The sequence below is a fragment of the Amycolatopsis sp. NPDC004079 genome, from assembly GCF_040610415.1.
In the GTDB taxonomy this organism is placed as follows: domain Bacteria; phylum Actinomycetota; class Actinomycetes; order Mycobacteriales; family Pseudonocardiaceae; genus Amycolatopsis; species Amycolatopsis halotolerans.
On record NZ_JBEXMH010000049.1, the window covers coordinates 25,276 to 47,953 of the forward strand.

The window sequence follows — 22,678 nt, forward strand, 5'->3', positions numbered from 1 at the left end:
GCCGCTCAGCGCACGCGCTGGTAAACCAGGGCCACTTCGCCGAGATCGCCGGTCTCCTGGTGCACGACTGTCCACTTAGTACCCGGCAGGCCGTCGTCGAACAGGCGCGGGCCGCCGCCGGCGATTTGCGGGCAGATGGTCAGGTACAGCGTGTCGATGAGGTCCTCGGCCAGCAGCGCCTTGATCACGCTGACGCTGCTGTTGACCAGGATGTCGCCCTCGCCGTCGGCCTTGAGCGAGGCGACGACCTCGGCGGCGGGCGCGTTCACGATGCGCGTGCGCTCCCACGGCGACTCGGTGAGCGTGCTCGACAGGACCACCTTTTCCGTGTCCACCAACCACTTCGCGTAACCGCGGTCGCGCGGGTCGGCGTTTTCGTCGGCGGCGACGGTCGGCCAGAAGCCGAGGAAGCCTTCCGCGTTGCGGCGGCCGAGCAGGGCGGTCGTCGCGTTCTCCCAGATGCGGGTCATCTGGTTGCGGGCGGTCTCGGTGGTCATGTACGGGATGATCGCGCTCATGTCGCCGGGGCCTTCCGGGCCGTGGTAGCGGCCGTCGAGGGTCAGGGCGAGGTTGGCGGTGACACGACGCTCGGTCATGACTGGGTTTCCTTTCGGGTGATGACTTCGGTGAGGTGGTCGAGGACCTGTCCCCAGCCGGTTTCGATTCCGGCGATGGCGGGCACGGCCTCGACGGTCGTTGCGCTGATTCCCAGGCCCAGCCGCAGCTGGGTGCCGCCGTTCGCCGAAGGGGCGAGGGCGAGGTCGTAGTGGCCGCTGAACGCGACGGCTCCGGCCGCGTCCAGCACCGACAGGTCGAACACGAGCTGCTCGGTTTCGCGAGCGGTCCGGACCCGTCCTTCCGAGCGGTAGGTGCCTTCGGCGTCGCGGTAGGCGAGAACGACGCGCCCGCCCGGCTTCGGTTCGAGGACACACTCGGTGACAGTCAGGGACGGCGGGACCCACCACGACGCCAGCAGCCCGGCGTCCGTCCAATACCGCCAGACCGTTTCCGGCGGCACCGGCAGCACGCGCTCGAAGGAGAACGCGCGACCGTCGGCCCAGCGATCCCGGTCCGCGGCGGCGGTGTCGGCTTCGACCGCCGCGCGGTAGCGGTCGAGCATGTCGCGCTCTCCCGTGTGCGCCTCGATCGTCGCGGCCAGCTTCTGGAGCTGGTCCGCGAATTCCCGCAGCGGAGCCGCTTCGGCCGCGTAGACCCGGCGCTGCCCGAGCGGGGCCATGGTGACCAGGCCGGCGCGGGCGAGGGTCTGCAGGTGCTTGGTCGTCTGCGGCTGCCGCAGCCCGGTCAGCTCGGCCAGTTCGCCGACCGACCGGGGCCGTTCAGCGAGCAGTTCGACCAGCTGCCACCTGGTGGTGTCTGCGAGCGCTGCGGCGATCCCGTCCATGCACTGAAGTATTCACTACGTCGAATATTCGTGTCAAGGAATTCTTTTCGCCGATCTCAGCCGGGCAGCAGCCGGGCGGCGAGGTTCCGGGCCGCCAGACCCCGTTTCGTGCGCGGGACCAGCATCGATGCCGCCGTCCGGACCCCGCGCTGCTTGGGCTTCACGCGCGCTCGATGGGCCGTCTCGTAGTGCGCGAACGCCTCGGCGTAGGTGGCGTCAGCGAGCGCGGTGGCCAAGGTGTGCGCCCCGACGATCGCGAGGCTCGAACCGTCGCCGAGCAGCGAGACGCAGGAAGCGGCATCGCCGACCAGCGCGACCCGGCCATGCGACCAGCGAGGCGGATCGACCACGGCGACCGCGTCGAAGAAGACGTCGTCCGTCGCCTCGAAGCGAGCCAGCAACTCCGGGACCCGCCAGCCGAGACCCCGGTAGGCGATGGACAGGATCTCCTTGCCCTGACCGGGATTCGGCGCGCGGAAGATGAACGCGACCCTGGCGTTTCCCCGCCCCGGATGGACCGCGACGAGGCGGCCCGGGGTGTTGAGCATGACGACGTCCCGCGGATAGTCGGACGGTTCGCCGAGCGTCACGGTCCCGACGTACATCCCGGCGTGCCGGACGAATTCCCGCTCCGGGCCGAACGCGAGCCGCCGCACCGCCGAGTGCACCCCGTCCGCGCCGATCACCAGGTCGAACCGGCGCGGGGCAGCGTGCTCGAAGGCGACGTCAACCCCGCCCTCGTCCTGCTCCAGCGCGGTGATGGTGTCGCCGAAGAGGAATTCGGCGTCGTCGCGCGCCGCTTCGTAAAGCACGTCCGCCAGATCGGCTCGCGGGACCTCGATCTCTTTGCTCGCCGCCATCCGCACAGTGGTCACCGAACGCCCGCGCGCGTTGAGCAGCCGCAACCGCTGCGCGTGCGTCGCGACCTCGCGCAACCGCGGCACGACACCCATCGCGTCGGCCACCTCCATCGCGCCGCCGCGGACGTCCACCGGGTTGCCGCTGCTGCGCTGGCCAACTGCCCGTTCTACGACGGTCGGCCGGAAACCGTTGCGCGCCAGCCAGAACGCGAGGGTTGAGCCAGCGATCCCGGCACCGCACACGAGGACGTCACGAGTCACGTCCTCGAAGATAACCGCACTCAGTGCATTTCTGCAATGAGTGCAGATTTGCACCTAGTGTCATAAGCTGCCGGAGTGTCTCTCCGTGATCGCAAGCGCGCCCGCACCCGCCAAGCCCTGATCGACGCGGCGACGGACCTCTTCGAGCGCAACGGCTACGACGAGACGACCATCGCCGACATCGCCGCAGCCGCGGAGATCGGCACGCGCACGTTCTTCAGCTACTTCGCCAGCAAGGAAGAACTGGTGTTCCCGGACGCCGAGAGCCGGGTGCAGGCGTTGCTCGACGCCCTCGCGAACCGCGCCCCGGACGACCGGCCGATCGACCTGCTGGTCCGGGTCCTTTCCGACGGCGGCGAGGTCAGCGACGACATCATCGGCAAGCTGACCCCGTTGCGGATGCGGCTGCTCCAGACCGTGCCCGCGGTCCAGGGCCGTGCCCTGCAAATCCAGTTCAACGCCGAGCGCCGGATCGCCGGAATCCTCGCCGAAGCCTTTCCCGGCGAACTCGACGACGTCACCGCCCGCGCGTTGACCGGCGCGTTCGCCGGCGCGGTGCGCGGAGCGTCGCAAGCCATGCTGGACCGCCCCGGCGACCTCACCGCCGAGCAGCGAACCCAAGCGACCCGCCAGGCCATCGTGAAGACACTCGGGCCCCTGCTTAGCCGCGACTGACGTGCTCCGCGCACAGGCACGCCACCGCGGTGTCGATCCACTCGCGGCCCTCCCACTCCGGATGCCGCTTGATCAGCTCCTCCCGCACCTCCGCGATCACGGTCGCCTCGGCCATCGCCGAATCGCGGCGACGCCAGGTCTCGTCGCGCAGCAGTTCGAGGTAGGCGCGCAGGTCGTCGAGCAGTTCCGGACCGCTGATGTCGCCGTGGCCGGGGACCACGATTTCCGGCCGCTGCGCGGAAAGTTTCCGCATGACCTCGATCCAGCGGATGCCGGACACGTCGGTGTCGTGCGGCGGGAACCACGGGAAGATCGCGAACTGGCCGGTCTCGGCGAGGTCGCCGGTGAACAGGACGCCCGCGTCCGGGACCGTGACGACCTGGTCGCCCTTGCTGTGCGCGCGGCCGGTGGCGCGCAGCTGCACCACGCGACCGCCGAGGTCGAGGTCGTGCGACAAGTCGTAGACGACGTCCGGGGTCGGCAGTTCGACGCCCTCCAGCTGCCGCGCGACCGGCTCTCCCAGGCCGCTGAACATCTGCAGGTAGCCGGGGCCTTTATTGGCGAGGTCAGTCGCCTGCGCGCGGTTGACCAGGTAGGTCGCGGCCCCGGCGAAGGTCTGCGCGCCGAACGCGTGCTCGGGGTGGAAATGCGTGGTGGTGAGGTAAATCCGGCGGCCGCGCGCGTACTCGGTCGCGAACTTCAGCACGGTTTCCGCGTTGCGCGGCCCCATGCCGGTCTCGACGACGAGCACGGAATGCGTCCCGCCGACGACGCCGACGTTCGGCACCAGCTGCACGCCCTGGTTCGGGACCACGACCAGGTCGCGGGCGAGTTCGCGCACCTGCGAGGTCTGCACGACGGGATCGGGATACGGGTAGTCGGCCATCGCCGGATGCTCCTTAAGGAACGCGGGATCAGTGACCGTTCCAGTCCAGCGCCGCGCCCGCGCGGTGTCCAAGACCGATCCGCTTTTCCCGATACCGCACGGGTATTGTCGCTGGTTGTGGATCTCCGTTCGCTCCGGTACTTCGTCGCGGTCGCCGAGGAGCGCCACTTCGGCCGGGCGGCGGCGCGGCTGCACATGACCCAGCCGCCGCTGAGCCGCGCGATCAAACAGCTCGAAACCGACCTCGGCGCGGCCCTGCTGGATCGTTCGCCGTCCGGGGTCGCGCTCACCGCCGCCGGAACCGCGCTCTACGACGAGGCTCGCACCCTGCTCGAGGCAGCGGACCAAGCCCGCGCGAAGGTCGCCGCGGCGGCCGGACCGGGGACGCTCACGCTCGGCACCCTCGCCGACAGCTCGGAACCGGTCGGAATCCGGCTCGCCGGCGAGTTCCGCGAACGGCATCCGGGCGTGCGGATCAGCGTCCGCGAAGCCGATCTCACCGATCCGACCACCGGGCTGCGCGCCGGGCTCGTGGACGTCGCGCTCACCCGGATTCCCTTCGACACCACCGGAATCCGCACGCACGTGCTGCGTTCCGACCCGATGGGCGTCGTCCTGCGCGCGGACGATCCGCTGGCCGGACGCGACGAGGTGCGCCGGGAGGAACTCGCCGACCGGGCGTGGTTCCGGTTCCCGGACGGCACCGACCCGCAGTGGCAGGCGTTCTGGAGCGGCGGCGGCGCGGGCGGGCCGGTCGTGCGGACGGTGCACGAATGCCTGCAAGCCGTGCTGTGGAACGGAACCGTCGGGCTCGCCCCGCTCGCGCACTCGTTTCCCGAAGGCGTCGCGACAGTCCCGTTGGCGGACTATCCGCCGAGCCGGCTCGTGGTCGCGTGGCGCGAGGATTCGACGCCGCCGCTGGTCCGCTCGTTCGTCGAACTCGCCGTGCGCATCGCCGGGCTCGACCGCCGCGAAACGCCCGCGAACCCGTAGGCTGGGCCCGGAGATCGGGGAGGTGTGGGCCGTGCCGGGACGCAATCCGCTGCGGGTCCTGCGCAAATGCGCGGACTGGTTCGAAAACCGCGGCGTGTACATCCCCGGCGAGGAAAGCCGCGCGGTCGACCCGGTGCGCGACTTCGGCTGGCTCATGGTCGCCTGGGGCGCCGGCGTCGCGGTGTTCATCCTGTTGTTCGCGTTCGCGGTCTGAATCCCGACTCGCGGCTGTTGACATCGGGGTGATGACTGTCACCCGGAGTGCTCTTTCGATCACGGATCGGCCACGGCTGTACACCAGGTCCGCGTCTTCCGCACCGTGACGGCATTAGTGCCGCCAGAGTGGAGCGGGTCCGCTCGGCAACTACGCCGAACGGCACACCGCCCCACCCCGACTGGAGTACCCCCGCGATGGCGCCCCCGCGCACCCCGAAACTGCTGTTGACCGCCTGCCTGCTGTTTTCCGTGGCAGCCTGCGGCGGCGTCAACGCTCGGGAAGGCTCCGCCGCGATGGGCGTCGGCAACCCGGCGGCGCAGCCCGCGGCCGCGCAAGCCTCCGGCGACCTGCAGTTCGGCGCCAACCACCGGTTCGCCAGCGGGATCACGGTCTCGCTGTCGGCCCCGCAGTCGTTCCAGCCGAGCCCGGCAGCGTATCCGCGCAGTGCCCGTGCGGCGGCGTTCTACATCCAGGTCACGAACAACGGCACGGACCCGTATCGGGTGTCCGCGCTTTCGGTCACCGCGACTGTCGCAGGGAAGCCCGCGAAGCAGGTTGTGGACGCCACGCAGGGTCTCGGCGGCGTTTCCGACGCGGGCAAGGATTTGCTGCCGGGCCGGTCTACGCAGGTCACGCTTGCTTTCGCGGTGCCCTCCGAGAGCGCGCGGATGGCGGTGCAGGTGCGGCCCAGCACGGGCGAGCCCGCCGTCGTCACATATTGCGGAGACGCCTGAATTACCCTCGTCTCCATGACCGACCAGCGACTTGCCGAGGGCGACGAAGCGCCCGGATTCACCCTGCCGGACAGCACCGGCAAGAACGTCTCGCTCAGCGACTTCCGCGGCCAGGCCGTGGTGGTGTACTTCTACCCGGCGGCGGGGACGCCGGGGTGCACCAAACAGGCTTGCGATTTCCGGGACAATCTCGCGGAGTTGAACGACGCGGGATATCAGGTGCTGGGGATTTCGCCGGACAAGCCGGAAAAGCTGGCCAAGTTCGTGGAAGCGGAGGGGCTGACGTTCCCGCTGCTGTCCGATGTGGACAAGGAAGTGCTGTCCGCGTGGGGCGCGTTTGGGGAGAAGAAGAATTACGGGAGGGTTTACCAGGGGGTCATCCGGTCTACGTTTATCGTGGACGCGGAGGGGAAGCTTGCCAAGGCCGCTTATAACGTGCGGGCTACTGGACATGTGGCCAAGTTGATCCGGGACTTGGGGATTGCTTCCTGAATTGTTTCCCGGAGCGCGGGGAGGCCGGCCAAGCCTCTCCGCGCTTGGTCAGCGACGCACCTGATAGCGCAGGTGAAGCACCCGGTCGCCTTGAACCACGTCGGGGTTCTCCAGCAGGTGCTGTGCGTTGACTGAGCCGAAGCAGCGTTTGCCGGAGCCGAAGACGGCCGGGACTACGTCCATGCGTACCTCGTCCACCAAGCCTGCCGCGAGGACCTGACCGCCTACGTCGCCAGCGGCGACTTCGACTACGCGGTCGCCTGCTAGCTCTTGTGCTTTGGTTACCGCCGCCTTGACGCCGTCGACGAAGTGGAACGGGGCCTCGGGGTTCCAGCCTTCGGGGGCTGGGCGGTGCGTCACGACGACTACGTGGTCGATTCCACTTGGCGGCTTTCCGTCCCAGCCGTCCGTCAGGTCGAAGACGTGACGGCCGACGATTGTCACCCCGATCTGGTCCCAGTACTGGCGCGTGTAGTCGTAGGACTGCTGCGACACTTTTAGCGCGCCGCTGTCGTCCAGCGGGACGTCGCCGCTGGTCAACCAGTCGAACAGCGGGCCGGGCTGGTCGTTTTCGTCGGCGATGAAGCCGTCGGCCGACACCGAGCTGTACATGACGACCTTGCCCACGGGGTCTCCTTCGCATTGGGGTGGCCCCAAATTAGCGGGTTGCGAGCGGTCGCTCTTGTAAGAAATCAATCGGTCGGCAGCGGCCAGTTGTTCAGCGTGTGGCCGGGGTGTTCGCGGAGAAACCGCCGCCGGACTTCGACGTACTGGGTCGGGGTGAGGCCGGTGAAGGCGCGGAACTCGTGGCCGAAGTGGGCCTGGTCGAAGTAGCCCGCGCGACCGGCCAGGTCGCTCCAGTCGATCGGGCCGGTGGGGTCTAGCGCGAACACGGTGGCGGTGAAGCGGTGGGTGCGGGCCAGTCGCTTCGGGGTGACGCCGATGAGTGCCTTGAACCGTTGTGCCAGGTGGGTGCTGCTGACTCCGGCTGCCGTGCTCAGGTCGCAGATCGGCATCGTCCCGCGAGTTGCCGCGATGATGTTGCTCGTGTGGCGGACCAGGCCTAGACCGGCGGTCTCGGATAGCCGACGCATCAGCTCGTCTTCCAGCAGTGTCAGCATCTGGTGCGGGTTGTTTGCCGTGGCCAGGCGGTCTCGCAGTTCGGTGCTGGCGGGTCGGCCCCAGACCTGTTCTATCGTCACCGGGCGGTCGCACAGGTCCGTCGCGGGCATCGGCAGGAACGGGGCCAGGCCCCACGGTTTGAAGTGCACGCCGACGGATCGGGTCCGGGGCGGGTAGCCGAACTCGTACGCACGGGTCGGCATGGTGATCACGCAACCGTCGGCGTACTCGGCCGTCTCGATCTCGGTGCCAGCGCGGATGCGGAACGGCGCGCCCAGGTTGACGATGAACAGCGCGGCGGGTGCCGGTGGCAGCGTCAGGCGGGCATACGGCGGCGCGCCCTCCAGGTAGTAGAGGTCGTCGATCAGCCCGTCCAGCGGCGGTCTCGGCATTCTGGACACGTACTCCACGCCCACAGCATTGCCGACGCCTGCAGGCAAGCGCTACCCGCGGAAATTTGCCGGGAAGCGCAAAGTGAAAGTCGTGCCTTCGCCGGGAGTGCTGGTGGCGGTGACTTCGCCGCCGTGGGCTTCGGTCAATTTGCGGACGATTGCCAGGCCTAAGCCGCTGCCTCCGGAGATTCGGCTTCGCGAAGGGTCTGCACGCCAGAAACGGTCGAAAACGCGGGGCAGATCTTCTGGAGAGATTCCCGTACCAGTGTCGGTTACTTCGAAAATCGCGTCATTGTCGCGTTGGCTTGCGGTGACAGTTACCGAGCCGCCGGACGGGGTGTGGCGGATTGCGTTCGAGACCAGATTGTCGAGGGCTTGGCGCAGGCGTACTGGGTCCGCAGTGATGGCCGGGTTTTCCATGGGCGGGACGGACAGGTGGACGCCCGCGGTTTCGGCGCGCGGGGCGTGGGCGGCGGCGAGGTGGGCCAGGACGGTGTTCGCGTCGATGGGTTCCGGGTGGACGCGCAGCGCTCCGGCGTCGGCCAGGGCCAGGTCTTGCAGGTCGTCCACGATGTGCTGCAGATGAACTGCCTCTTCCAGCAGGGAGACGACCAGTTCGTCGTCCAGTTGGCTGATGCCGTCCTGGGTTGCCTCCAGCCAGCCTCTGATGGTGGCCAGCGGGGTGCGGAGCTCGTGCGCGACGTCGCTGACCATCGCTTTGCGGGCGTTCTCCAGCTCTTCCCGCGCCCGCGCCATGTCGTTGAACGCGGTGGCCAGGCGGGCGATCTCGTCCTTGCCTTTGACGCGGACCCTGGCGCCCGTCTCGCCGGCTTTCAGGCGTTGGGCCGCGCCGGTCAGCGCGCGGAGGGGGCGGATCAGGCGGATCGACGCCAGTGCGGTGACGATGACCGTCAGCAGGAGGATCGCGGCGGTGACGGCGATGAGCTTCGTGCGGTTTTCCGGCGAGAGGGTGAAGCCGGTCGGGGGCTGGTCGGTGCCTTTTTCGGTGATGTAGAGCCAGGCCGCGGGAGCGACGTAGGGGGTCAGCTGCTCTTTGCGGGCCGAGGTCACGCAGTTGGTGATGGTCTGGTCGGTGGCTTGGACGACCGGGCCGTCGAAGGTCCACAACAAGCCCAGTTTGGCCACCGGGATCGTGCTGTCGTTCCGGCCGAGACAGGCGTCGATCAGGCCGGACAGTTTGCTCAGGGCGGCTCGCTCGGTCTCGGTGGGGCGTTCCAGCAGAGCGGTGCCGCATTGGGCGGTGCCGGCCGGGGCGATCACCCTCGGGTGGCCGCTCGGCGAGATTTCCAGGCTGCCTAGGCCGGTTCGGCGCTGGGTGCAGGACAGGACTTTTTCGGCGACCTCCTGGAGATCGTCGCGTTCGTCCGCGGGGAGTTTGTAGGGGCCGACCGCGTCGGGGTCGATCCGGTCGGGAGTGGATTTGATGCCGAGGCGGGTGTCGACGGCCAAGGGGTCGATGACCGCGGACGGCTGGGGCGGGAGTGTGCCCGGGTTCTGTTCCGAGCTGGCGATGAGCTTGCCCTGCGGGGTGGTCAGGACGATTTTGCGACCGGTTTTGTCCGCGTAGTCGTTGATGGTTTTGGTCGCGCCGGACCACGTGGGATGGGTTGCCGCGTACGAAAGCAGGGCCTGGTAGATGGTGCCGTCGTCGGCGAAGAGCTGGCCTTGTTCTCGTTCGATGGCACCGGAAGTGGTCCGGGAAGCCAGCCAGGCGGTGGACGCGATCGCGCACACCGCGATGGCCGCGGTGACCGCGAAGAGGCGGAAGAGGAGGCTACGGGGCATCGGACTTGGCGGTCAGTTTGTAGCCCACGCCGTAGACCGTGAGGAGTTTCGCCGGTTTTCTCGGGTTGGGTTCGATTTTCTTTCTGAGGTTCATGATGTGCACGTCAATAGCGCGCTGGGTGATGTAGCGGTCGAAACCGTGCAGATGTTCCAGGAGTTGCGCCCTGGTGAAAACCTGGTCCGGGCGGGCGGCCATGACCTCCAGGATCCGGAATTCCCCCAGAGTGGTTTCGATCGGGTTTCCGCTTACCGCGACCTCGTGTTTGTCTTTGTCGACGGTCAGCGTGCCCACTTTGATGGGACCGTCTTTCGCCGCGTTCGTTCGCCGGAGAAGGGTGCGGACCCTCGCCATGAGTTCGCGCGGGCTGTAGGGCTTGGTGACGTAGTCGTCCGCGCCCAGGTCAAGGCCCTGGAGCAGGTCGTCCTCGGTCGAGCGGGCCGTGAGCATGAGGATCGGCAGGTCGGAGGACGCCCGGATGGTCCGGCAGACGGTCAGGCCGTTCATGCCGGGGAGCATGACGTCCAGGATCAGGAGATCGGGTTCCGCCGTGCGGATTTCCGCCAGTGCGGCTTCGCCGGTGGGCGCGACGGTGACGGTGTGCTGCTCGTGTTCCAGATAGCGGCGGACCAGTTCCGCTTGTTTGGGATCGTCTTCGGCAAGGACGATATTGGCGCACATGCTTGCCGAGACTAGCCCGAGCCCCGCCCCGGAGCCACCAGCGCGGCTCCCGGGCGGACCCGGCGGTTATGCGTCGGCCAGTTTTCGCAAAGCCGGCAGAAGTGCGCGCAGGGCTTTGCCCCGGTGGGAAGCGGCGTCTTTTTCCGCCGGGGACAGTTCCGCGCTGGTTTTCGTTTCGTTTTCCGGCACGAAGATCGGGTCGTAGCCGAAACCGTTGGTTCCGTGCTTTTCCCTCGTCAGCGTGCCTCGCCATTCGGCACGGACCGTCGTGGCCTCGCCGGACGGAAGGGCCAGCACCGCCGCGCAGACGAAGGCCGCGCCCCGGCGCTCGTCCGGGGTGTCCGTCAGCTGCGCCAGAACCAGGTTCAGGTTCGCTTCGTCGTCACCGTGTTTGCCGGACCAGCGCGCGGAGAGGACTCCGGGCATGCCGTTGAGGGCGTCGACGGTCAGGCCCGAGTCGTCCGCGACGGCGGGCAAACCGGTGGCGGCTACCGCGTCCCGCGCTTTGGCCGCCGCGTTGCCTTCGAAGTCGGGTGCGGTTTCCGGGGCTTCCGGGAACTCCTCGACGTCGTTCAGGCCGAGCACCTCGACGCCCTGGATGCCTTCCGCTTCCAGGATCCGGCGCAGTTCGCCCAGCTTCTTCGCGTTCCGGGTGGCCAGCAGCAGCTTGGTCACTTCTGGCCCTTCTTCTTGTCCGGCCGCGGTTCCGGCAGCTCGCCCGGGTACGGCAGCGCCAGCGCTTCGTTCTGCAGGCGCGCCAGTTCCTCGCAGCCGGCCAGCGCCAGGTCCAGCATGGTGTCCAAAGTGGACCTCGCGAAGGTGGCTCCCTCGCCGGTCCCCTGCACCTCGATGAGGGTTCCGGCGTCGGTGGCGACCACGTTCATGTCGACCTCGGCGCGCGAGTCCTCCTCGTACGGCAGGTCGAGCCGCACCCGGCCGTCCACGACGCCGACGCTCACCGCGGCCACCGAGGACGACAGCGGCTGCGGGTCGTTGAGCCGGTTCGCCGCGCCCAGCCAGGTGATCGCGTCCGCCAAGGCCACGTAGCCGCCGGTGACCGCCGCGGTGCGGGTGCCGCCGTCGGCCTGGATCACGTCGCAGTCGATGACGATGGTGTTCTCGCCGAGCGCGGCCAGGTCGATGCAGGCACGCAGGGAGCGGCCGATCAACCGGGAGATCTCGTGCGTCCGGCCGCCGATCCGGCCCTTCACGGCTTCGCGGTCGCTGCGGGTGTTGGTCGCGGACGGAAGCATCGCGTACTCGGCGGTGACCCAGCCGAGACCGGACCCGGCGCGCCAGCGCGGCACGCCCTCGGTCACGCTCGCCGCGCACAGCACCCTGGTGTTGCCGAACTCGACGAGCACCGACCCGGCAGGCCACTTCTGGAACCCGCGGGTGAGCTTCACTTCGCGGAGCTGGTCGTCGTTCCTGCCATCTTTTCTAGCCACGGGGAGCACTCTAGGACGTACCCCTGACAGTTTCGCGTCAGAGGTCGTAGACCGCGCCCTGCGTCACCAACTCGGCATCCGGGAACACGGCTTTGGCCTCGGCCAGGACGGCATTCCGGTCGGTCCACGGGGCGACGTGGGTCAGCAGCAGACGGCCGACACCGGCTTCCTTGGCCAATTCACCGGCTTCTTTTCCGGAGAGGTGCACGCCTTGCGGACGGTCGGCGGCATCGGTCCAGGACGCTTCGGAGAGCAGGACATCAACACCGTCGGCCAGTTCGCCGAGGCCGCGACACAGTCCGGTATCGCCGGTGTACGCGAGGATGGTGCCGCCGTACGCGATGCGCAGGCCGAAAGCGGGCGTCGGGTGGTACACGGCAACAGCGGTCACGTCGAAGGGACCGATCTCGATCCGCTCTTCGCGCAACTCGTGGAACTCGTACACGTCCGACAGATCCGCAGCAGCGCGCTCAGCTGCGTCGGCCGCGTACGCGTGCGCGAGGCGCGAAGGCGCGTCCGCTGGCGCGTACAGCGGCAACCGTCGCGGCCGCGCTGGGTACGGCGGCGCGGGGTGATAGCGGCGAAGCACTGTCAGAGAGTTGACGTCGGCGCAGTGGTCGGCGTGCAGGTGCGAAAGGACGAGCGCGTCCAGGTCGAACGGGTCGAGCACGGTCTGCAATTGGGCGAACGTGCCGGTGCCCAGCTCGAGACCGAGCCGGTAGCCCTCCGCCTCCAGGAGGTACCCGGAAGCGGCGGCGTCCGGCCCGGGGATACTGCCCGAACACCCGAGGATCGTCAGTCGCACCTCGTCACCCTAACTCCGCCCAGCGGCGTCGCAGCGTCACGCGCTGACCGGGTCCAGCGCACCCGGCGCAAAGCCCATGAACCGCTGCGCCAAGCGGGCGAACGGCTCCGGCGAACCGGTGGCGAGGAACTCGTGCTTCGGCGACTCGTCGCGTTCAGCGAGCAGGTCGAGTTCGGTCAGCACGCGGTAGAGGTCTTTGGCGGTTTCGTCGGCACTGGAGACGAGCGTGACGTCCTGTCCCATCACGATCTGCAGCACGCCGGACAGCAGCGGATAGTGCGTGCAGCCGAGGATCAGCGTGTCCACCTCGGCTTCGAGCAACGGCTGCAGATAACCCTGTGCCAGCCCGAGAATCTGTCGGCCAGTAGTGATGCCGCGCTCCACGAAGTCCACGAAGCGCGGACAGGCGACACTAGTGAGACGTACGTCCGGCGCAGCGGCGAAGGCGTCGTCGTACGCCCTCGAACGCACAGTGCCCTCGGTGCCGATAAGACCGACGCGTCCGCTGTGTGTGGCGACCGCGGCCCGGCGCGCGGCGGGAAGGACCACTTCGATAACTGGTACGTCGTAGCGTTCGCGCGCGTCGCGAAGGCAGGCCGCGGACGCTGTGTTGCACGCGATCACCAACGCCTTCACGCCGCTCTCGACCATGTCGTCGAGAGCGGCCAACGCGTACTCGCGAGCAGTGGCGATGGGCAGCGGGCCGTACGGGTTGCGCGCGGTATCGCCGACGTAGCGAAGCTGTTCGGCAGGCAGCAGTTCGAGAATCGAGCGTGCGACGGTGAGCCCGCCGACGCCGGAGTCGAAAACACCGATGGGCGCGCCGGGAGAACTCACCCCCCGAGGTTACCCGGCGTCGTCGGCTCGATCTTCGGGGATTTGACGCGTTCGCCGCGTGAAGTCAGCCACGCGGCGAGGATGCCGGCCAGCGCGCCGAAGAGGTGGCCCTGCCAGGAGATGCCGGGATTGCCGGGCAGCAGGCCCCAGAGCATCCCGCTCCAGACGCCGAGCAGCACGACCGCGACCGCGATCTGCGCGAGCGACCGGTGGAACAGGCCGCGCACCAGCAGGTACGCGAGCCAGCCGAAGGCCAGCCCGGACGCGCCGACGGTGTAGGCGTCCGAGGGCCCGACGAGCCACACCCCGATCCCGGACACCGCCCAGATGATCGCCGTGACCACGGCGAACCGGCCGATGCCCGCCGCCATCGCGAGGAAGGAGAAGACCAGCACCGGCACCGTGTTGGAGAACAGGTGCGACCAGTTGGCGTGCAGCAGCGGCGCCCAGAGAATGCCGTCGAGGCTGGACGCGTGCCGCGCCAGGATCCCGCCGTCGGTGAACTTGCCCGGCAGGATCACGTCGAGCAGTTCCACGAGGTACAGCACCCCGACGAACCCCAGCGCGACGAACGCCGCGGCCTTGGGATTGGGCGGCAGGATGCGCTTCGCGACGTCGACCGGCTTGCCGCCGCCTGGTGCGGGCGGCGGTGACGTCGGCGGGAGGGGAGGCAGTGTGCTCACGCCCTCAGGCTACGTCGGGGACGGGCGGACGGCCTCGGGAGAAATCCCTGAACTTGGCCCCTGGGTGACCTGCGGTGAAGGACTCCTTGAGGGAATCAGATTCCGGCAAGGGGCCCTTCACGGACCGCCCGGCCGCGCGGGGTCGCGCGGGTCGTGAGGGGAACCCTGAGGGACTCAGAGTCCGTGAAGGTGGCCCTCACGGACCGCGCGTCACACCATTGCTGGCTTCCGGAGCAAGTTTCCATAGGCGGCAGCGAACAAGGCGGAAAGCAGCGCGGCCACCGCCGCCACCGCGAAGCTCCATCCCGGACCGCCAGCCGACAGCACCACCGCGCCGACCGCTCCGGCGAGGCTGCTGCCCACCACCCGAACCAGCGCGTTGATCCCACCGGCGGCGGCCGTTTTCGCGGGCTCGACGTGCTCGACCGCCATCGTCCCCAACGCGGCGTAACCGAGCCCGATCCCCAGCCCCAGCACCGCCGCGACGGCATAAAGCCCAAGCCCGTCCCCCGGCAACGTGGTCAGCCACAACGCGGCCACCAGCACCACCGCCGAGCCGCCAGCGACCAGCGCGGGCGCGCTGAACCGCCGCATCAACGAACCGGCCAGCACGGAAACCACCAGCATCAAGATCGTCGTCGGCAACAGATAAAGCCCCACCTGCAACACCGACGCCCGGAGCACGCCTTGCGCGTAGGCCGAAAGCGTCATGATCGTGGCGAACAAGGCGAAGCCGAGCAGGAATGACGCCACCGTCGCGCCCACCGTTTTTCGGTGCAGCAGCATGGGAATCTCGATCAACGGCGTCTTCGTGCGCCGCGCCGTCACCACCCACACCGACGCCAGCACCACGGCCGCGACCAGCAGCCCGACGGTCCCCCAGCCCCATTCGGAACCTTTGCTGATCGCCAGCAGCAGGCAGATCAGCCACCCCGACACCAGCACCGCGCCCAGCAGGTCCGGCGAACCGCTCCGTACCGCGGCCGTCCGGTCCTCCTTAACCGCGGCGACCAGCGCGAACGCCACCACGCCGAGCGCCGCCAGCACCCAGAACACCAGCTGGTGATCGCCACCGGCGAGCCCGGCGAGGATCATCCCGCCGCCACTGCCCGCGCCGATGGTCGCGCTCAGAACGCCGATCGCGGTCGGCAGCGATCGGGCGGGCAAAACGGTCCTGACCTGGCCGATCGCCAGCGGAAGCAACGGCGCGGCCGCCCCCTGCAGGATCCGGCCGACGACCAGCAGCGGCAGCGAGCCCGCCACCGCGCCCAGCACCGATCCCCCGACCAGCAACGCGAGCACGACCAACGACATCGTGCGCCTGCCGTACAGGTCACCAAGCTGCGCGACCAGCGGAATCGCGACCGCGCCCGCCAGCAGCCCGGCGGTCAGCGCCCACGACACCGAACTCAGCGGCACCCCCAGCTTGAGCTGCAGCCGCGGCAGCAACGGCACCACGACGGTCATCTGCAAAGTCCCGACCGCCACCGCCACCGCGAACGCCAGCGCGGCGACCGTCCCCCAGTACTTTTTATACATGTATAAAAAGTAGCATGGCGGCATGCCAGCGCGCACCGGCCGACCGCCGAAGATCTCCAAGGCCGACATCGTGGCCGCCGCTCACCGGGTCATCGAGGAGGACGGCGTCGACGCGTTGACCATGCGGCGCGTCGCCCGCGAGGTCGGCAGCACGGCAATGGCGCTGTACCACCACGTGCGCGACAAAGAGGGCCTGCTTCTCCTGCTGCTGGACGACTACGCGCACGGCAAGATGCCTCGGCCGGAGAACCTCCCGGAGGAACCGGCGGAGCGGATCGTGGCGGTCGCGAAGGCGATGCGGGACGGGCTGGCGAGTTGCCCGTGGATCGTGGACGTCCTGCGCTCCGACGACCTGCTGTCAGTCGGAGGGCTGTGGTACCCGGAGAAAATCGTTGCGGCGGCGGTAAAAGCGGGCCTGCCGACTGATGCGGCGGTGGAGGTCTACCGAGCGGTGTGGCACTACACGCTGGGCGAGATCAGCTCCCGCGCGGCCGCCGCGCGACGACGGGACCGGGGCGGCGACACCTACCGCGAGCGCGTCTTCGCGGAATTGGACGCGACGGAATTCCCGACGCTCGCCGAGATCGGGCCGCGCTGGGAAACCCTTACCGCACAAGACAGTTACGAACGAGGCGTACGCGCACTCGTCGTGGGATTACTGCCGTGAGGGGAACCCCGCGGGAAATCAGGGTTCCCCTCACGGACGGTCAGGCCCAGAGCTGACCGTCAAGCCGTTCTGCCGCTTCGTCCAGCGACCCGGAATACGCGCCGGTCGACAGGTACTTCCAGCCGGCGTCCGCGACCACGAAGGCCACGTCCGCCTTCTCGCCGCGAGCGGCGGCCTTCTCCGCGACCCCGAGCGCCGCGTGCAGCACCGCGCCCGTGGAGATCCCGGCGAAAATGCCCTCGTGCTCCAGCAACTCCCGCGTTCGCCGGAGAGCGTCGTACGCCCCCACCGAATAGCGTCCGTTGAGCACACTCTCGTCGTAGAGCTCCGGCACGAACCCCTCGTCGAGGTTGCGCAGGCCGTACACCAGCTCGCCGTACCGCGGTTCGGCCGCGATGACCTGGACGTCCGGCTTGTGCTCGTGCAGGTACCGCCCGACCCCCACCAGCGTCCCGGTCGTGCCGAGCCCGCCGACGAAATGGGTCAGCGTCGGCAGGTCCTTCAGCAGCTCCGGCCCGGTCCCGCGATAGTGCGCGTCCGCGTTGGCCGGGTTGCCGTACTGGTACAGCATCACCCAGTCCGGGTTCTGCTTCGCCAGCTCCTTGGCCCGCCGCACCGCCTCGTTCGAACCGCCCGCGGCCGGGGAGAACACGATCCGCGCGCCGTACGCCTGCAGCAGCTGCTTGCGTTCGGTGGACGTGTTCTCCGGCATCACGCACACCAGGCCGTAGCCCTTGAGCTTCGCGGCCATGGCCAGCGAAATCCCGGTGTTGCCCGAGGTCGGTTCGAGGATCGTGGACCCGCGCCGCAGGATGCCGTCCCGCTCCGCCGCCTCGATCATGGCCAGCGCGGGCCGGTCCTTGATCGAGCCGGTCGGGTTGCGGTCCTCGAGCTTCGCCCACAGCCGCACCTCGTCGGTCGGCGAAAGCCGGGGCAGGCCGACCAGCGGGGTGCCGCCCAGCGCGTCGAGGAGGGACTCGTAGCGAGTCATCGACTCAGCGCGCGCCGCCCGCGACGGCGGGCAGGATGGTGAGGGTGTCGCCGTCCTTGACCTCGGCGGCGAGCCCGCCGGAGAAGCGCACGTCCTCGTCGTTGACGTAGACGTTGATGAAGCGGTGCAGCTTCTCCTCCTTGACCAGGCGCGCCTTCAGCCCGGCGTGCCGCGACTCGACGTCGTCGATGATCTCGAGGACGGTCTTGCCCGCCGCCTCGACGGACTTCTCGCCGCCGGTGTGGGTGCGCAGGATGGTCGGGATGGACACGGTGACGGCCATGGTTCTTACCTCCGGTGGGTTCCTACACGCTGACGCATCGGACGCCGCGCTTTATTCCGCGAGTTCAGTCGAGGATCTCGACCGGCTCCTCGGTGATCTCGGCGTCCACGATCCGGTACGAGCGGAACTCGTGCGAATCGGGCTCTCTTGTCGAGACGAGCACGTAGTGCGCGTCGGGTTCGGCGGCGATGTTCGCGTCGGTGCGCGACGGATAGGCCTCGGTCGCCGTGTGCGAGTGGTAGATGACCACCGGGACCTCGTCGTTCGCGTCCATCTCGCGGTAGAGCTTGAGCAGGTCGCCCGAGTCGAACTCGTAGAACGTCGGCGAGCGCGCCGCGTTCAGCATCGGGATGAACCGCTCGGGGCGGTCCGAGCCCACAGGACCGGCCACCACCCCGCACGCTTCGTCGGGGTGGTCACGGCGGGCGTGGGCGACGATCTCGTCGACGAGTTCACGGCGGATCCGGAGCACACGGACATCTTAGTTCGTGGACCGAACGAGTCCACACTGTGAGAGCTACCGCTCATCCGCAGGTCAGGGCACAATAACGGGATGCCGGTGTCCTCGAAGGTCCGCCAACGCTGCCGTGGCCTGCTGGCCGAAGGGGACGTCGTCCAGTACGTGTTCCCCGCCACATCGCTGATGGTGTCGATGATGGCCGCGCACCGGAACTTCGTCATCGTGGTCACCGATCGGCACGTGACAGTGCTCGCTTGCAGCACTTTCCGCCGGTGGAAGCCGGTTTCCGTGTGGGAACAGCTGCCGCGCTCGACCGAGCTGGGCCCGGTGGACGTGCATCCCTCGCTCGGGCCGACCGTGTCGTTCGGCGGCCTGGTGCTGGAGATCGACGAGGAGTACGTGGCCACCGTGCGCGCCGCCGACCTCGAACGTGACGAGGACGCCCTCCCGCGGGACCCGTTCTGACCTCAGCCCAGCGCTTCCGGCCACACGTCCCGATACGCCGGGATCCCGGCCGCGGAGGTCGCCGACAGCAGCCCGTGCACCATCGCCCGCGCGAACACCCGTGCCGACGCCGCGCACAACGCGTCCAACGCGCCCGCTCGCGCGGCCGCCGCGAACGACCCGGGCTCCCCCGGCAGCTCCCGCGCGCCGGTCGCCAGCGCGAAAACGGTGTCGCCGTCGAACATCGAATGCGCCGGACGCACCGCGCGCGCCAGCCCGTCCTGCGCGGCGACCGTCAACCGGCGTGCCTCGGCTTTCGTCAACGCCGCATCGCAAGCCACCACACCGATCGTGGTGTTCAGATCCGTCCGCTGACCCGGCGCCTCGCCCGGCCGATCCGGCCAGCGGACGCCGAACTCGCCGTCCACCTCGTGATCCCCGGCGAAGGCCCGCCCAGTCGCGAAATCCACTGCCTGGCCCGCCGCGTTCACCGCGACGATCGCGCCGACAGTCACCTCGCCGACGACCTCGCTCGCCGTCCCGATGCCGCCCTTGAGCGAGCCGACCACCGCACCGGAGCCCGCGCCCGCGGTGCCCATCGCGACGGCTTCCCCGGCGGCTTCGCAAGCGGCGTAACCGAAATCGGCGTCCGGCCGATTGCCCCACTCGCTGCGCGGCAGGTCGAACAGCACCGCCGCGGGCACGATCGGCACCACCTCATACGGCTGCGCGCCAACGGGAAACCCGTGGTTCCGCTCGGACAGCCACCGCATCACGCCGTCCGCCGCCGCGAGGCCGTACGCGCTTCCGCCGGAGAGACAGACCGCGTTCACCTGCTGCACCAGGTTTTCCGGCTCCAGCAGGTTGGTTTCGCGGGTTCCGGGAGCGCCGCCGCGCTGATCGACCGCGCCGGTCGCGCCGTCCGGCACGAGCACGACAGTGGTTCCGGTGGCCCAGCCGTCGCCGAGCCTCTCGTGCTGGCCTACGAGCACGCCCGGAACATCGGTGATTTTCCCGCCGGTCAGCCGGTCAGCGCCTGGATCAGCGTCTCCTGCACCCATGTCAGCCAATGGTAGACGCCGAGATGGGGTGCGCGGGGGTCGTCGTCGGGCAGCTCGTCCGGCATGTCCTCGGTGACGTCGAGCGCCGTGCCCAGCGCCAGCCGGACGTCGTTCAGCGCGCCGAGCCAGGCGTCGGCCTGCTCGAAGGTCAGCTTCACCGAACCGCCGTCGCGCGGGAGCGTGTCGAGCACGATCTTCGCGACGCCGACCTTCTTCTCCAGCAGCTCCGGCTCGTGCAGCGACCGCATCGCCGCCGCCGAATCGAGGTCCTCGCGGCTCGGGTTGTCCGGGTCGAGCCGGTGGAAGTCCGGCAGCAGCCGCGACAGCACCGGGTCGTCCGGCGATTCGGCGGGGCCGGTGCGGATCCCGGTCAGCTCGGCGAGTTCGTCCTGCGGGGCCTCCTCGGCCCGGGCGGTGAGCATGTCCTCGAGCTGCCCGACGAGCCCGCGCAGCACGGCGGCTTCCTGCTGTTCGAACCCGGCGAGGATGGCGTCCCCCTTGCGCCGCCAGGCCTTCACGAGGGCTGTTCCATGGTCGCCCACAGGCCCGCCGCGTGCAGCTTCGCCACGTCGGTCTCCACCTTCTCCTTCGAACCGGACGACACGATCGCCCTGCCCTTGTTGTGCACGTCGAGCATCAGCTTCGTGGCGTGGTCCCGGCTGTAGCCGAACAGCTTCTGCAGGACGTACGTCACGTACGACATCAGGTTCACCGGGTCGTTCCAGACGATCGTCCGCCAGGGCTGGTCGGATTCGGCCAGCTCGGCCCCGAGTGGATCGACCTGCGTCTGTTCGGATGCGACAGGCGTGGACATGCACACCATGGTGTCACGGGGCCATCCCGGTACGCCGCGCCAGGTCCGTCCATGTGAGTGAATAGGCTGCTCCCATGGGTTCCCCCGAGCCGGTCACCAGCGCCAGCACGGCGCTGCTCACCGACCACTACGAGCTGACCATGCTGGCGAGCGCGCTCGCGGACGGGACGGCCGACCGGCCGTGCGTGTTCGAAGTCTTCGCGCGGCGGCTTCCCGACGGGCGCCGCTACGGCGTCGTCGCGGGCACCGCGCGCGTGCTCGACGCGATCGCCGACTTCCGCTTCACCGACGCCGAACTGACCATGCTGGAGCAGACCGCGGTCGTCGACCCGGAAACGCTGGCATGGCTGGCGGACTACGAGTTCCGCGGCGACATCGACGGCTACCGCGAAGGCGATCTGTACTTCCCCGGTTCGCCGATCCTCACCGTGACCGGCAGTTTCGCCGAGGCCGTGGTGCTGGAGACGGTGGTGCTGTCGATCCTCAACCACGACAGCGCGATCGCGTCCGCGGCGGCGCGGATGTCCGGCGCGGCGCACGGCAGGCCGATCATCGAGATGGGCGGACGGCGCACGCACGAGTACGCCGCCGTCGCCGCCGCGCGCGCCTCCTACCTGGCCGGATTCGCCACCACGTCGAACCTCGAAGCGGGCCGCCGCTACGGGATTCCGACGCGCGGCACCGTCGCGCACGCCTTCATGCTGCTGCACGACAGCGAGGAAGCGGCGTTCCGCGCACAGGTCAGCAAGATGGGCGCGGACACCACACTTCTGGTGGACACCTACGACATCACCGCAGGCATCGAAGCGGCCGTGCGCGTCGCCGGTGCGGAGCTGGGCGCGATCCGGATCGATTCCGGCGACGTCGGCCCGCTTGCCCGCAAGGCCCGCGACCAGCTCGACTCGCTCGGTGCGAAAGACACCCGGATCGTGGTGTCCGGAGACCTCGACGAGCACGCGATCGCGGCACTGCGCGCGGAACCGGTCGACGCGTACGGCGTGGGCACCTCGGTGGTCACCGGATCCGGCGCGCCGACCGCCGGGATGGTGTACAAGCTGGTCGAGGTCGACGGCCGCCCGGTCGCGAAACGCAGTGCGCACAAGGAATCCCGGGGCGGGCGGAAGCACGCGCTGCGCCGGCACCGCAGCACCGGGACGGCGGTCGAGGAAGTGGTCTGGACCGCCGCCAGCGGACGCCCGGAGCCCGGCGAGAACGATCTCGACCTGCAGATACCCCTGGTGCGAGAGGGCGCGCCGGTGGATGATCTGCCCACGCTGGACGACGCGCGTGCCCGCCTGCGGCGCGCGCAGGTGAGCCTGCCGTGGGAGGGCCTCAAGCTCTCGCACGGCGAGCCCGCGATACCGACGACTTTTCTGTAGGGAGCCGACCATGGGAACCGCACTGATCGTGGTGGATGTGCAGAACGACTTCTGCGAGGGAGGCTCGCTCGGCCTGCCGGGCGGGGCGGCCGCCGCGGCGGCCATCTCGCGGCGGATGGCCGATGGCGGCTACACCCACATCGTCGCCACTCGCGACCACCACATCGATCCGGGCGACCACTTCAGCGACACGCCCGACTTCAACACCAGCTGGCCGCGGCACTGCGTCGCGGGCACGGCGGGCGCGTCGTTCCACTCGGCGCTGGACGTGGTGCCGGTCGAAGCGGTGTTCTCGAAGGGCGAGTACACCGCCGCGTACTCCGGTTTCGAGGGCAAGTCCGGCGACGGCAAGACGCTCGAGGAATGGCTGCGCGCGCACGAGGTGACCGACGTCGAGGTCGTCGGCATCGCGACCGACTTCTGCGTGCGCGCCACCGCGCTCGACGCCGCTCAGGCCGGGTTCAACGTGCAGGTGCTGCTGGACCTGACCGTCGGCGGTTCGCAGCCGACGGTGGACGCGACGCTGAAGGACTTCGACGAGGCAGGCGTGCGCTACACCGGCACGCCCGCTTTGCCGCCAGCCTGACCGGTTACGGCTTGGGCGCGTCGCCCTTGCCGTACGGATTGCCCGCCGCGGTGCCACGGCCTGCCCGGGCCGTGACGGTGGCGAAAGCGGAGTTTGCGGTCCGTGAGGGGAACCCTGAGGGACTCTGAGTCCCTCAGGGTTCCCCTCACGGACGCGAAATAT

Annotated in this window: 29 protein-coding genes; 9 read left to right on the forward strand and 20 right to left on the reverse strand. The window is 69.1% G+C overall.

The window, feature by feature from the left end; all coding sequences use genetic code 11:
- Window positions 1-5 precede the first annotated feature (5 nt).
- Genes ABZX37_RS35825 through ABZX37_RS35835 form a run of 3 tightly spaced genes read right to left on the reverse strand, consistent with a single transcriptional unit; the run spans window position 6 to window position 2,523 of the window.
- Entirely contained in the window at window positions 6-596 is a 591-nt protein-coding gene (locus ABZX37_RS35825; RefSeq protein WP_354747209.1) for a dihydrofolate reductase family protein, read from the reverse strand.
- Window positions 593-1,402 carry a metalloregulator ArsR/SmtB family transcription factor gene (locus tag ABZX37_RS35830; protein WP_354747211.1) on the reverse strand — a complete coding sequence of 270 codons (810 nt, stop codon included), beginning with the start codon at window positions 1,400-1,402 and terminating at the stop codon, window positions 593-595. The genes ABZX37_RS35825 and ABZX37_RS35830 overlap by 4 nt, the downstream gene beginning before the upstream one ends.
- Before the next feature lie 56 nt (window positions 1,403-1,458).
- Entirely contained in the window at window positions 1,459-2,523 is a 1,065-nt protein-coding gene (locus ABZX37_RS35835; protein WP_354747213.1) for an FAD-dependent oxidoreductase, read from the reverse strand.
- A gap of 75 nt (window positions 2,524-2,598) precedes the next feature.
- Between ABZX37_RS35835 and ABZX37_RS35840 the strand changes: the two genes are divergently transcribed.
- Entirely contained in the window at window positions 2,599-3,198 is a 600-nt protein-coding gene (locus tag ABZX37_RS35840; protein ID WP_354747214.1) for a TetR/AcrR family transcriptional regulator, read from the forward strand.
- On the opposite strand, the gene ABZX37_RS35845 is transcribed toward ABZX37_RS35840, so the two are convergent.
- Window positions 3,185-4,084: an MBL fold metallo-hydrolase gene (locus ABZX37_RS35845; protein ID WP_354747215.1), complete on the reverse strand. Its 900-nt coding sequence runs from the start codon at window positions 4,082-4,084 to the stop codon at window positions 3,185-3,187. The two genes, ABZX37_RS35840 and ABZX37_RS35845, sit on opposite strands and share 14 nt — an antisense overlap.
- 117 nt (window positions 4,085-4,201) lie before the next feature.
- Between ABZX37_RS35845 and ABZX37_RS35850 the strand changes: the two genes are divergently transcribed.
- The 4 genes from ABZX37_RS35850 to bcp all read left to right on the forward strand — a co-directional run bounded on the left by ABZX37_RS35850 (window position 4,202) and on the right by bcp (window position 6,520).
- Window positions 4,202-5,077, forward strand: coding sequence for a LysR family transcriptional regulator (locus ABZX37_RS35850; protein WP_354747217.1), 876 nt, complete (start codon window positions 4,202-4,204; stop codon window positions 5,075-5,077).
- A gap of 31 nt (window positions 5,078-5,108) precedes the next feature.
- Window positions 5,109-5,291 (forward strand): hypothetical protein, encoded by a 183-nt coding sequence (locus tag ABZX37_RS35855; RefSeq protein ID WP_116205006.1) that lies wholly within the window; start codon window positions 5,109-5,111, stop codon window positions 5,289-5,291.
- Window positions 5,292-5,488: 197 nt separating this feature from the next.
- Window positions 5,489-6,028: a hypothetical protein gene (locus ABZX37_RS35860; protein ID WP_354747218.1), complete on the forward strand. Its 540-nt coding sequence runs from the start codon at window positions 5,489-5,491 to the stop codon at window positions 6,026-6,028.
- 15 nt (window positions 6,029-6,043) lie between these two features.
- Complete coding sequence (gene bcp, locus ABZX37_RS35865) at window positions 6,044-6,520, forward strand: thioredoxin-dependent thiol peroxidase (RefSeq protein WP_354747220.1); 477 nt, start codon at window positions 6,044-6,046, stop codon at window positions 6,518-6,520.
- A 48-nt stretch (window positions 6,521-6,568) separates the two neighbouring features.
- Here bcp and ABZX37_RS35870 read toward each other — a convergent pair whose 3' ends face one another.
- From ABZX37_RS35870 to ABZX37_RS35915, 10 genes are all read right to left on the reverse strand, one after another.
- Complete coding sequence (locus ABZX37_RS35870; protein ID WP_354747222.1) at window positions 6,569-7,147, reverse strand: dihydrofolate reductase family protein; 579 nt, start codon at window positions 7,145-7,147, stop codon at window positions 6,569-6,571.
- 65 nt (window positions 7,148-7,212) lie between these two features.
- Window positions 7,213-8,034, reverse strand: a complete 822-nt coding sequence (locus ABZX37_RS35875) for a helix-turn-helix domain-containing protein (protein ID WP_354747223.1) — start codon at window positions 8,032-8,034, stop codon at window positions 7,213-7,215.
- A gap of 51 nt (window positions 8,035-8,085) precedes the next feature.
- Window positions 8,086-9,840, reverse strand: coding sequence for a HAMP domain-containing sensor histidine kinase (locus ABZX37_RS35880; protein WP_354747225.1), 1,755 nt, complete (start codon window positions 9,838-9,840; stop codon window positions 8,086-8,088).
- Window positions 9,830-10,519, reverse strand: a complete 690-nt coding sequence (locus tag ABZX37_RS35885) for a response regulator transcription factor (RefSeq protein WP_354747227.1) — start codon at window positions 10,517-10,519, stop codon at window positions 9,830-9,832. The genes ABZX37_RS35880 and ABZX37_RS35885 overlap by 11 nt, the downstream gene beginning before the upstream one ends.
- A gap of 66 nt (window positions 10,520-10,585) precedes the next feature.
- A complete protein-coding gene (gene rdgB / locus ABZX37_RS35890; protein WP_354747228.1) occupies window positions 10,586-11,194 on the reverse strand; it encodes an RdgB/HAM1 family non-canonical purine NTP pyrophosphatase in 609 nt (202 codons plus the stop codon).
- Entirely contained in the window at window positions 11,191-11,967 is a 777-nt protein-coding gene (gene rph / locus ABZX37_RS35895; protein WP_354747230.1) for a ribonuclease PH, read from the reverse strand. Before rph ends, rdgB begins: the two co-directional genes overlap by 4 nt.
- Window positions 11,968-12,004: 37 nt before the next feature.
- Entirely contained in the window at window positions 12,005-12,772 is a 768-nt protein-coding gene (locus ABZX37_RS35900; protein ID WP_354747232.1) for an MBL fold metallo-hydrolase, read from the reverse strand.
- A gap of 36 nt (window positions 12,773-12,808) precedes the next feature.
- Window positions 12,809-13,609: a glutamate racemase gene (gene murI, locus ABZX37_RS35905; protein ID WP_354747234.1), complete on the reverse strand. Its 801-nt coding sequence runs from the start codon at window positions 13,607-13,609 to the stop codon at window positions 12,809-12,811.
- Entirely contained in the window at window positions 13,606-14,283 is a 678-nt protein-coding gene (locus ABZX37_RS35910; RefSeq protein ID WP_354747315.1) for a rhomboid family intramembrane serine protease, read from the reverse strand. The genes murI and ABZX37_RS35910 overlap by 4 nt, the downstream gene beginning before the upstream one ends.
- 219 nt (window positions 14,284-14,502) lie before the next feature.
- The gene (locus ABZX37_RS35915; RefSeq protein WP_354747236.1) at window positions 14,503-15,831 is read right to left on the reverse strand and encodes an MFS transporter; all 1,329 of its coding nucleotides are present in this window, start codon (window positions 15,829-15,831) and stop codon (window positions 14,503-14,505) included.
- A 22-nt stretch (window positions 15,832-15,853) separates the two neighbouring features.
- Here ABZX37_RS35915 and ABZX37_RS35920 point away from each other — a divergent pair, with 22 nt between their 5' ends.
- Complete coding sequence (locus ABZX37_RS35920) at window positions 15,854-16,498, forward strand: helix-turn-helix domain-containing protein (RefSeq protein WP_354747238.1); 645 nt, start codon at window positions 15,854-15,856, stop codon at window positions 16,496-16,498.
- A gap of 40 nt (window positions 16,499-16,538) precedes the next feature.
- Here ABZX37_RS35920 and ABZX37_RS35925 read toward each other — a convergent pair whose 3' ends face one another.
- The 3 genes from ABZX37_RS35925 to ABZX37_RS35935 all read right to left on the reverse strand — a co-directional run bounded on the left by ABZX37_RS35925 (window position 16,539) and on the right by ABZX37_RS35935 (window position 18,244).
- Complete coding sequence (locus ABZX37_RS35925; RefSeq protein WP_344271617.1) at window positions 16,539-17,489, reverse strand: cysteine synthase; 951 nt, start codon at window positions 17,487-17,489, stop codon at window positions 16,539-16,541.
- Window positions 17,490-17,493: 4 nt separating this feature from the next.
- Window positions 17,494-17,772, reverse strand: coding sequence for a MoaD/ThiS family protein (locus tag ABZX37_RS35930; RefSeq protein WP_344271615.1), 279 nt, complete (start codon window positions 17,770-17,772; stop codon window positions 17,494-17,496).
- Window positions 17,773-17,836: 64 nt separating this feature from the next.
- Window positions 17,837-18,244, reverse strand: a complete 408-nt coding sequence (locus ABZX37_RS35935) for a M67 family metallopeptidase (RefSeq protein WP_067593663.1) — start codon at window positions 18,242-18,244, stop codon at window positions 17,837-17,839.
- A gap of 81 nt (window positions 18,245-18,325) precedes the next feature.
- Here ABZX37_RS35935 and ABZX37_RS35940 point away from each other — a divergent pair, with 81 nt between their 5' ends.
- Entirely contained in the window at window positions 18,326-18,697 is a 372-nt protein-coding gene (locus ABZX37_RS35940; protein ID WP_354747240.1) for a hypothetical protein, read from the forward strand.
- 2 nt (window positions 18,698-18,699) lie between these two features.
- On the opposite strand, the gene ABZX37_RS35945 is transcribed toward ABZX37_RS35940, so the two are convergent.
- The 3 genes from ABZX37_RS35945 to clpS are packed head-to-tail and all read right to left on the reverse strand — an operon-like array spanning window position 18,700 to window position 20,551.
- A complete protein-coding gene (locus ABZX37_RS35945) occupies window positions 18,700-19,737 on the reverse strand; it encodes a P1 family peptidase (RefSeq protein WP_354747242.1) in 1,038 nt (345 codons plus the stop codon).
- Window positions 19,698-20,255, reverse strand: coding sequence for a DUF2017 domain-containing protein (locus ABZX37_RS35950; RefSeq protein ID WP_067593672.1), 558 nt, complete (start codon window positions 20,253-20,255; stop codon window positions 19,698-19,700). The genes ABZX37_RS35945 and ABZX37_RS35950 overlap by 40 nt, the downstream gene beginning before the upstream one ends.
- The gene (clpS, locus tag ABZX37_RS35955) at window positions 20,252-20,551 is read right to left on the reverse strand and encodes an ATP-dependent Clp protease adapter ClpS (protein ID WP_067593947.1); all 300 of its coding nucleotides are present in this window, start codon (window positions 20,549-20,551) and stop codon (window positions 20,252-20,254) included. The genes ABZX37_RS35950 and clpS overlap by 4 nt, the downstream gene beginning before the upstream one ends.
- Window positions 20,552-20,625: 74 nt before the next feature.
- Here clpS and ABZX37_RS35960 point away from each other — a divergent pair, with 74 nt between their 5' ends.
- Both ABZX37_RS35960 and ABZX37_RS35965 read left to right on the forward strand, forming a co-directional pair.
- Entirely contained in the window at window positions 20,626-21,930 is a 1,305-nt protein-coding gene (locus ABZX37_RS35960) for a nicotinate phosphoribosyltransferase (RefSeq protein WP_354747244.1), read from the forward strand.
- A 10-nt stretch (window positions 21,931-21,940) separates the two neighbouring features.
- Window positions 21,941-22,516 (forward strand): isochorismatase family protein, encoded by a 576-nt coding sequence (locus ABZX37_RS35965; protein WP_354747246.1) that lies wholly within the window; start codon window positions 21,941-21,943, stop codon window positions 22,514-22,516.
- The last annotated feature ends 162 nt before the right edge of the window (window positions 22,517-22,678 follow it).

Bases quoted from the DNA above. Each gene is read 5' to 3' on its own strand.
- ABZX37_RS35830 (WP_354747211.1), bottom strand. From the start codon at position 1,402: ATGGACGGGATCGCCGCAGCGCTCGCAGACACCACCAGGTGGCAGCTG.
- ABZX37_RS35920 (WP_354747238.1), top strand. From the start codon at position 15,854: ATGCCAGCGCGCACCGGCCGACCGCCGAAGATCTCCAAGGCCGACATC.
- ABZX37_RS35965 (WP_354747246.1), top strand. From the start codon at position 21,941: ATGGGAACCGCACTGATCGTGGTGGATGTGCAGAACGACTTCTGCGAG.
- ABZX37_RS35940 (WP_354747240.1), top strand. From the start codon at position 18,326: ATGCCGGTGTCCTCGAAGGTCCGCCAACGCTGCCGTGGCCTGCTGGCC.
- ABZX37_RS35925 (WP_344271617.1), bottom strand. From the start codon at position 17,489: ATGACTCGCTACGAGTCCCTCCTCGACGCGCTGGGCGGCACCCCGCTG.
- ABZX37_RS35875 (WP_354747223.1), bottom strand. From the start codon at position 8,034: ATGCCGAGACCGCCGCTGGACGGGCTGATCGACGACCTCTACTACCTG.
- ABZX37_RS35825 (WP_354747209.1), bottom strand. From the start codon at position 596: ATGACCGAGCGTCGTGTCACCGCCAACCTCGCCCTGACCCTCGACGGC.
- bcp (WP_354747220.1), top strand. From the start codon at position 6,044: ATGACCGACCAGCGACTTGCCGAGGGCGACGAAGCGCCCGGATTCACC.
- ABZX37_RS35915 (WP_354747236.1), bottom strand. From the start codon at position 15,831: ATGTATAAAAAGTACTGGGGGACGGTCGCCGCGCTGGCGTTCGCGGTG.
- ABZX37_RS35930 (WP_344271615.1), bottom strand. From the start codon at position 17,772: ATGGCCGTCACCGTGTCCATCCCGACCATCCTGCGCACCCACACCGGC.
- ABZX37_RS35885 (WP_354747227.1), bottom strand. From the start codon at position 10,519: ATGTGCGCCAATATCGTCCTTGCCGAAGACGATCCCAAACAAGCGGAA.
- ABZX37_RS35860 (WP_354747218.1), top strand. From the start codon at position 5,489: ATGGCGCCCCCGCGCACCCCGAAACTGCTGTTGACCGCCTGCCTGCTG.
- ABZX37_RS35845 (WP_354747215.1), bottom strand. From the start codon at position 4,084: ATGGCCGACTACCCGTATCCCGATCCCGTCGTGCAGACCTCGCAGGTG.
- clpS (WP_067593947.1), bottom strand. From the start codon at position 20,551: ATGTCCACGCCTGTCGCATCCGAACAGACGCAGGTCGATCCACTCGGG.
- ABZX37_RS35945 (WP_354747242.1), bottom strand. From the start codon at position 19,737: ATGGGTGCAGGAGACGCTGATCCAGGCGCTGACCGGCTGACCGGCGGG.
- ABZX37_RS35960 (WP_354747244.1), top strand. From the start codon at position 20,626: ATGGGTTCCCCCGAGCCGGTCACCAGCGCCAGCACGGCGCTGCTCACC.
- ABZX37_RS35880 (WP_354747225.1), bottom strand. From the start codon at position 9,840: ATGCCCCGTAGCCTCCTCTTCCGCCTCTTCGCGGTCACCGCGGCCATC.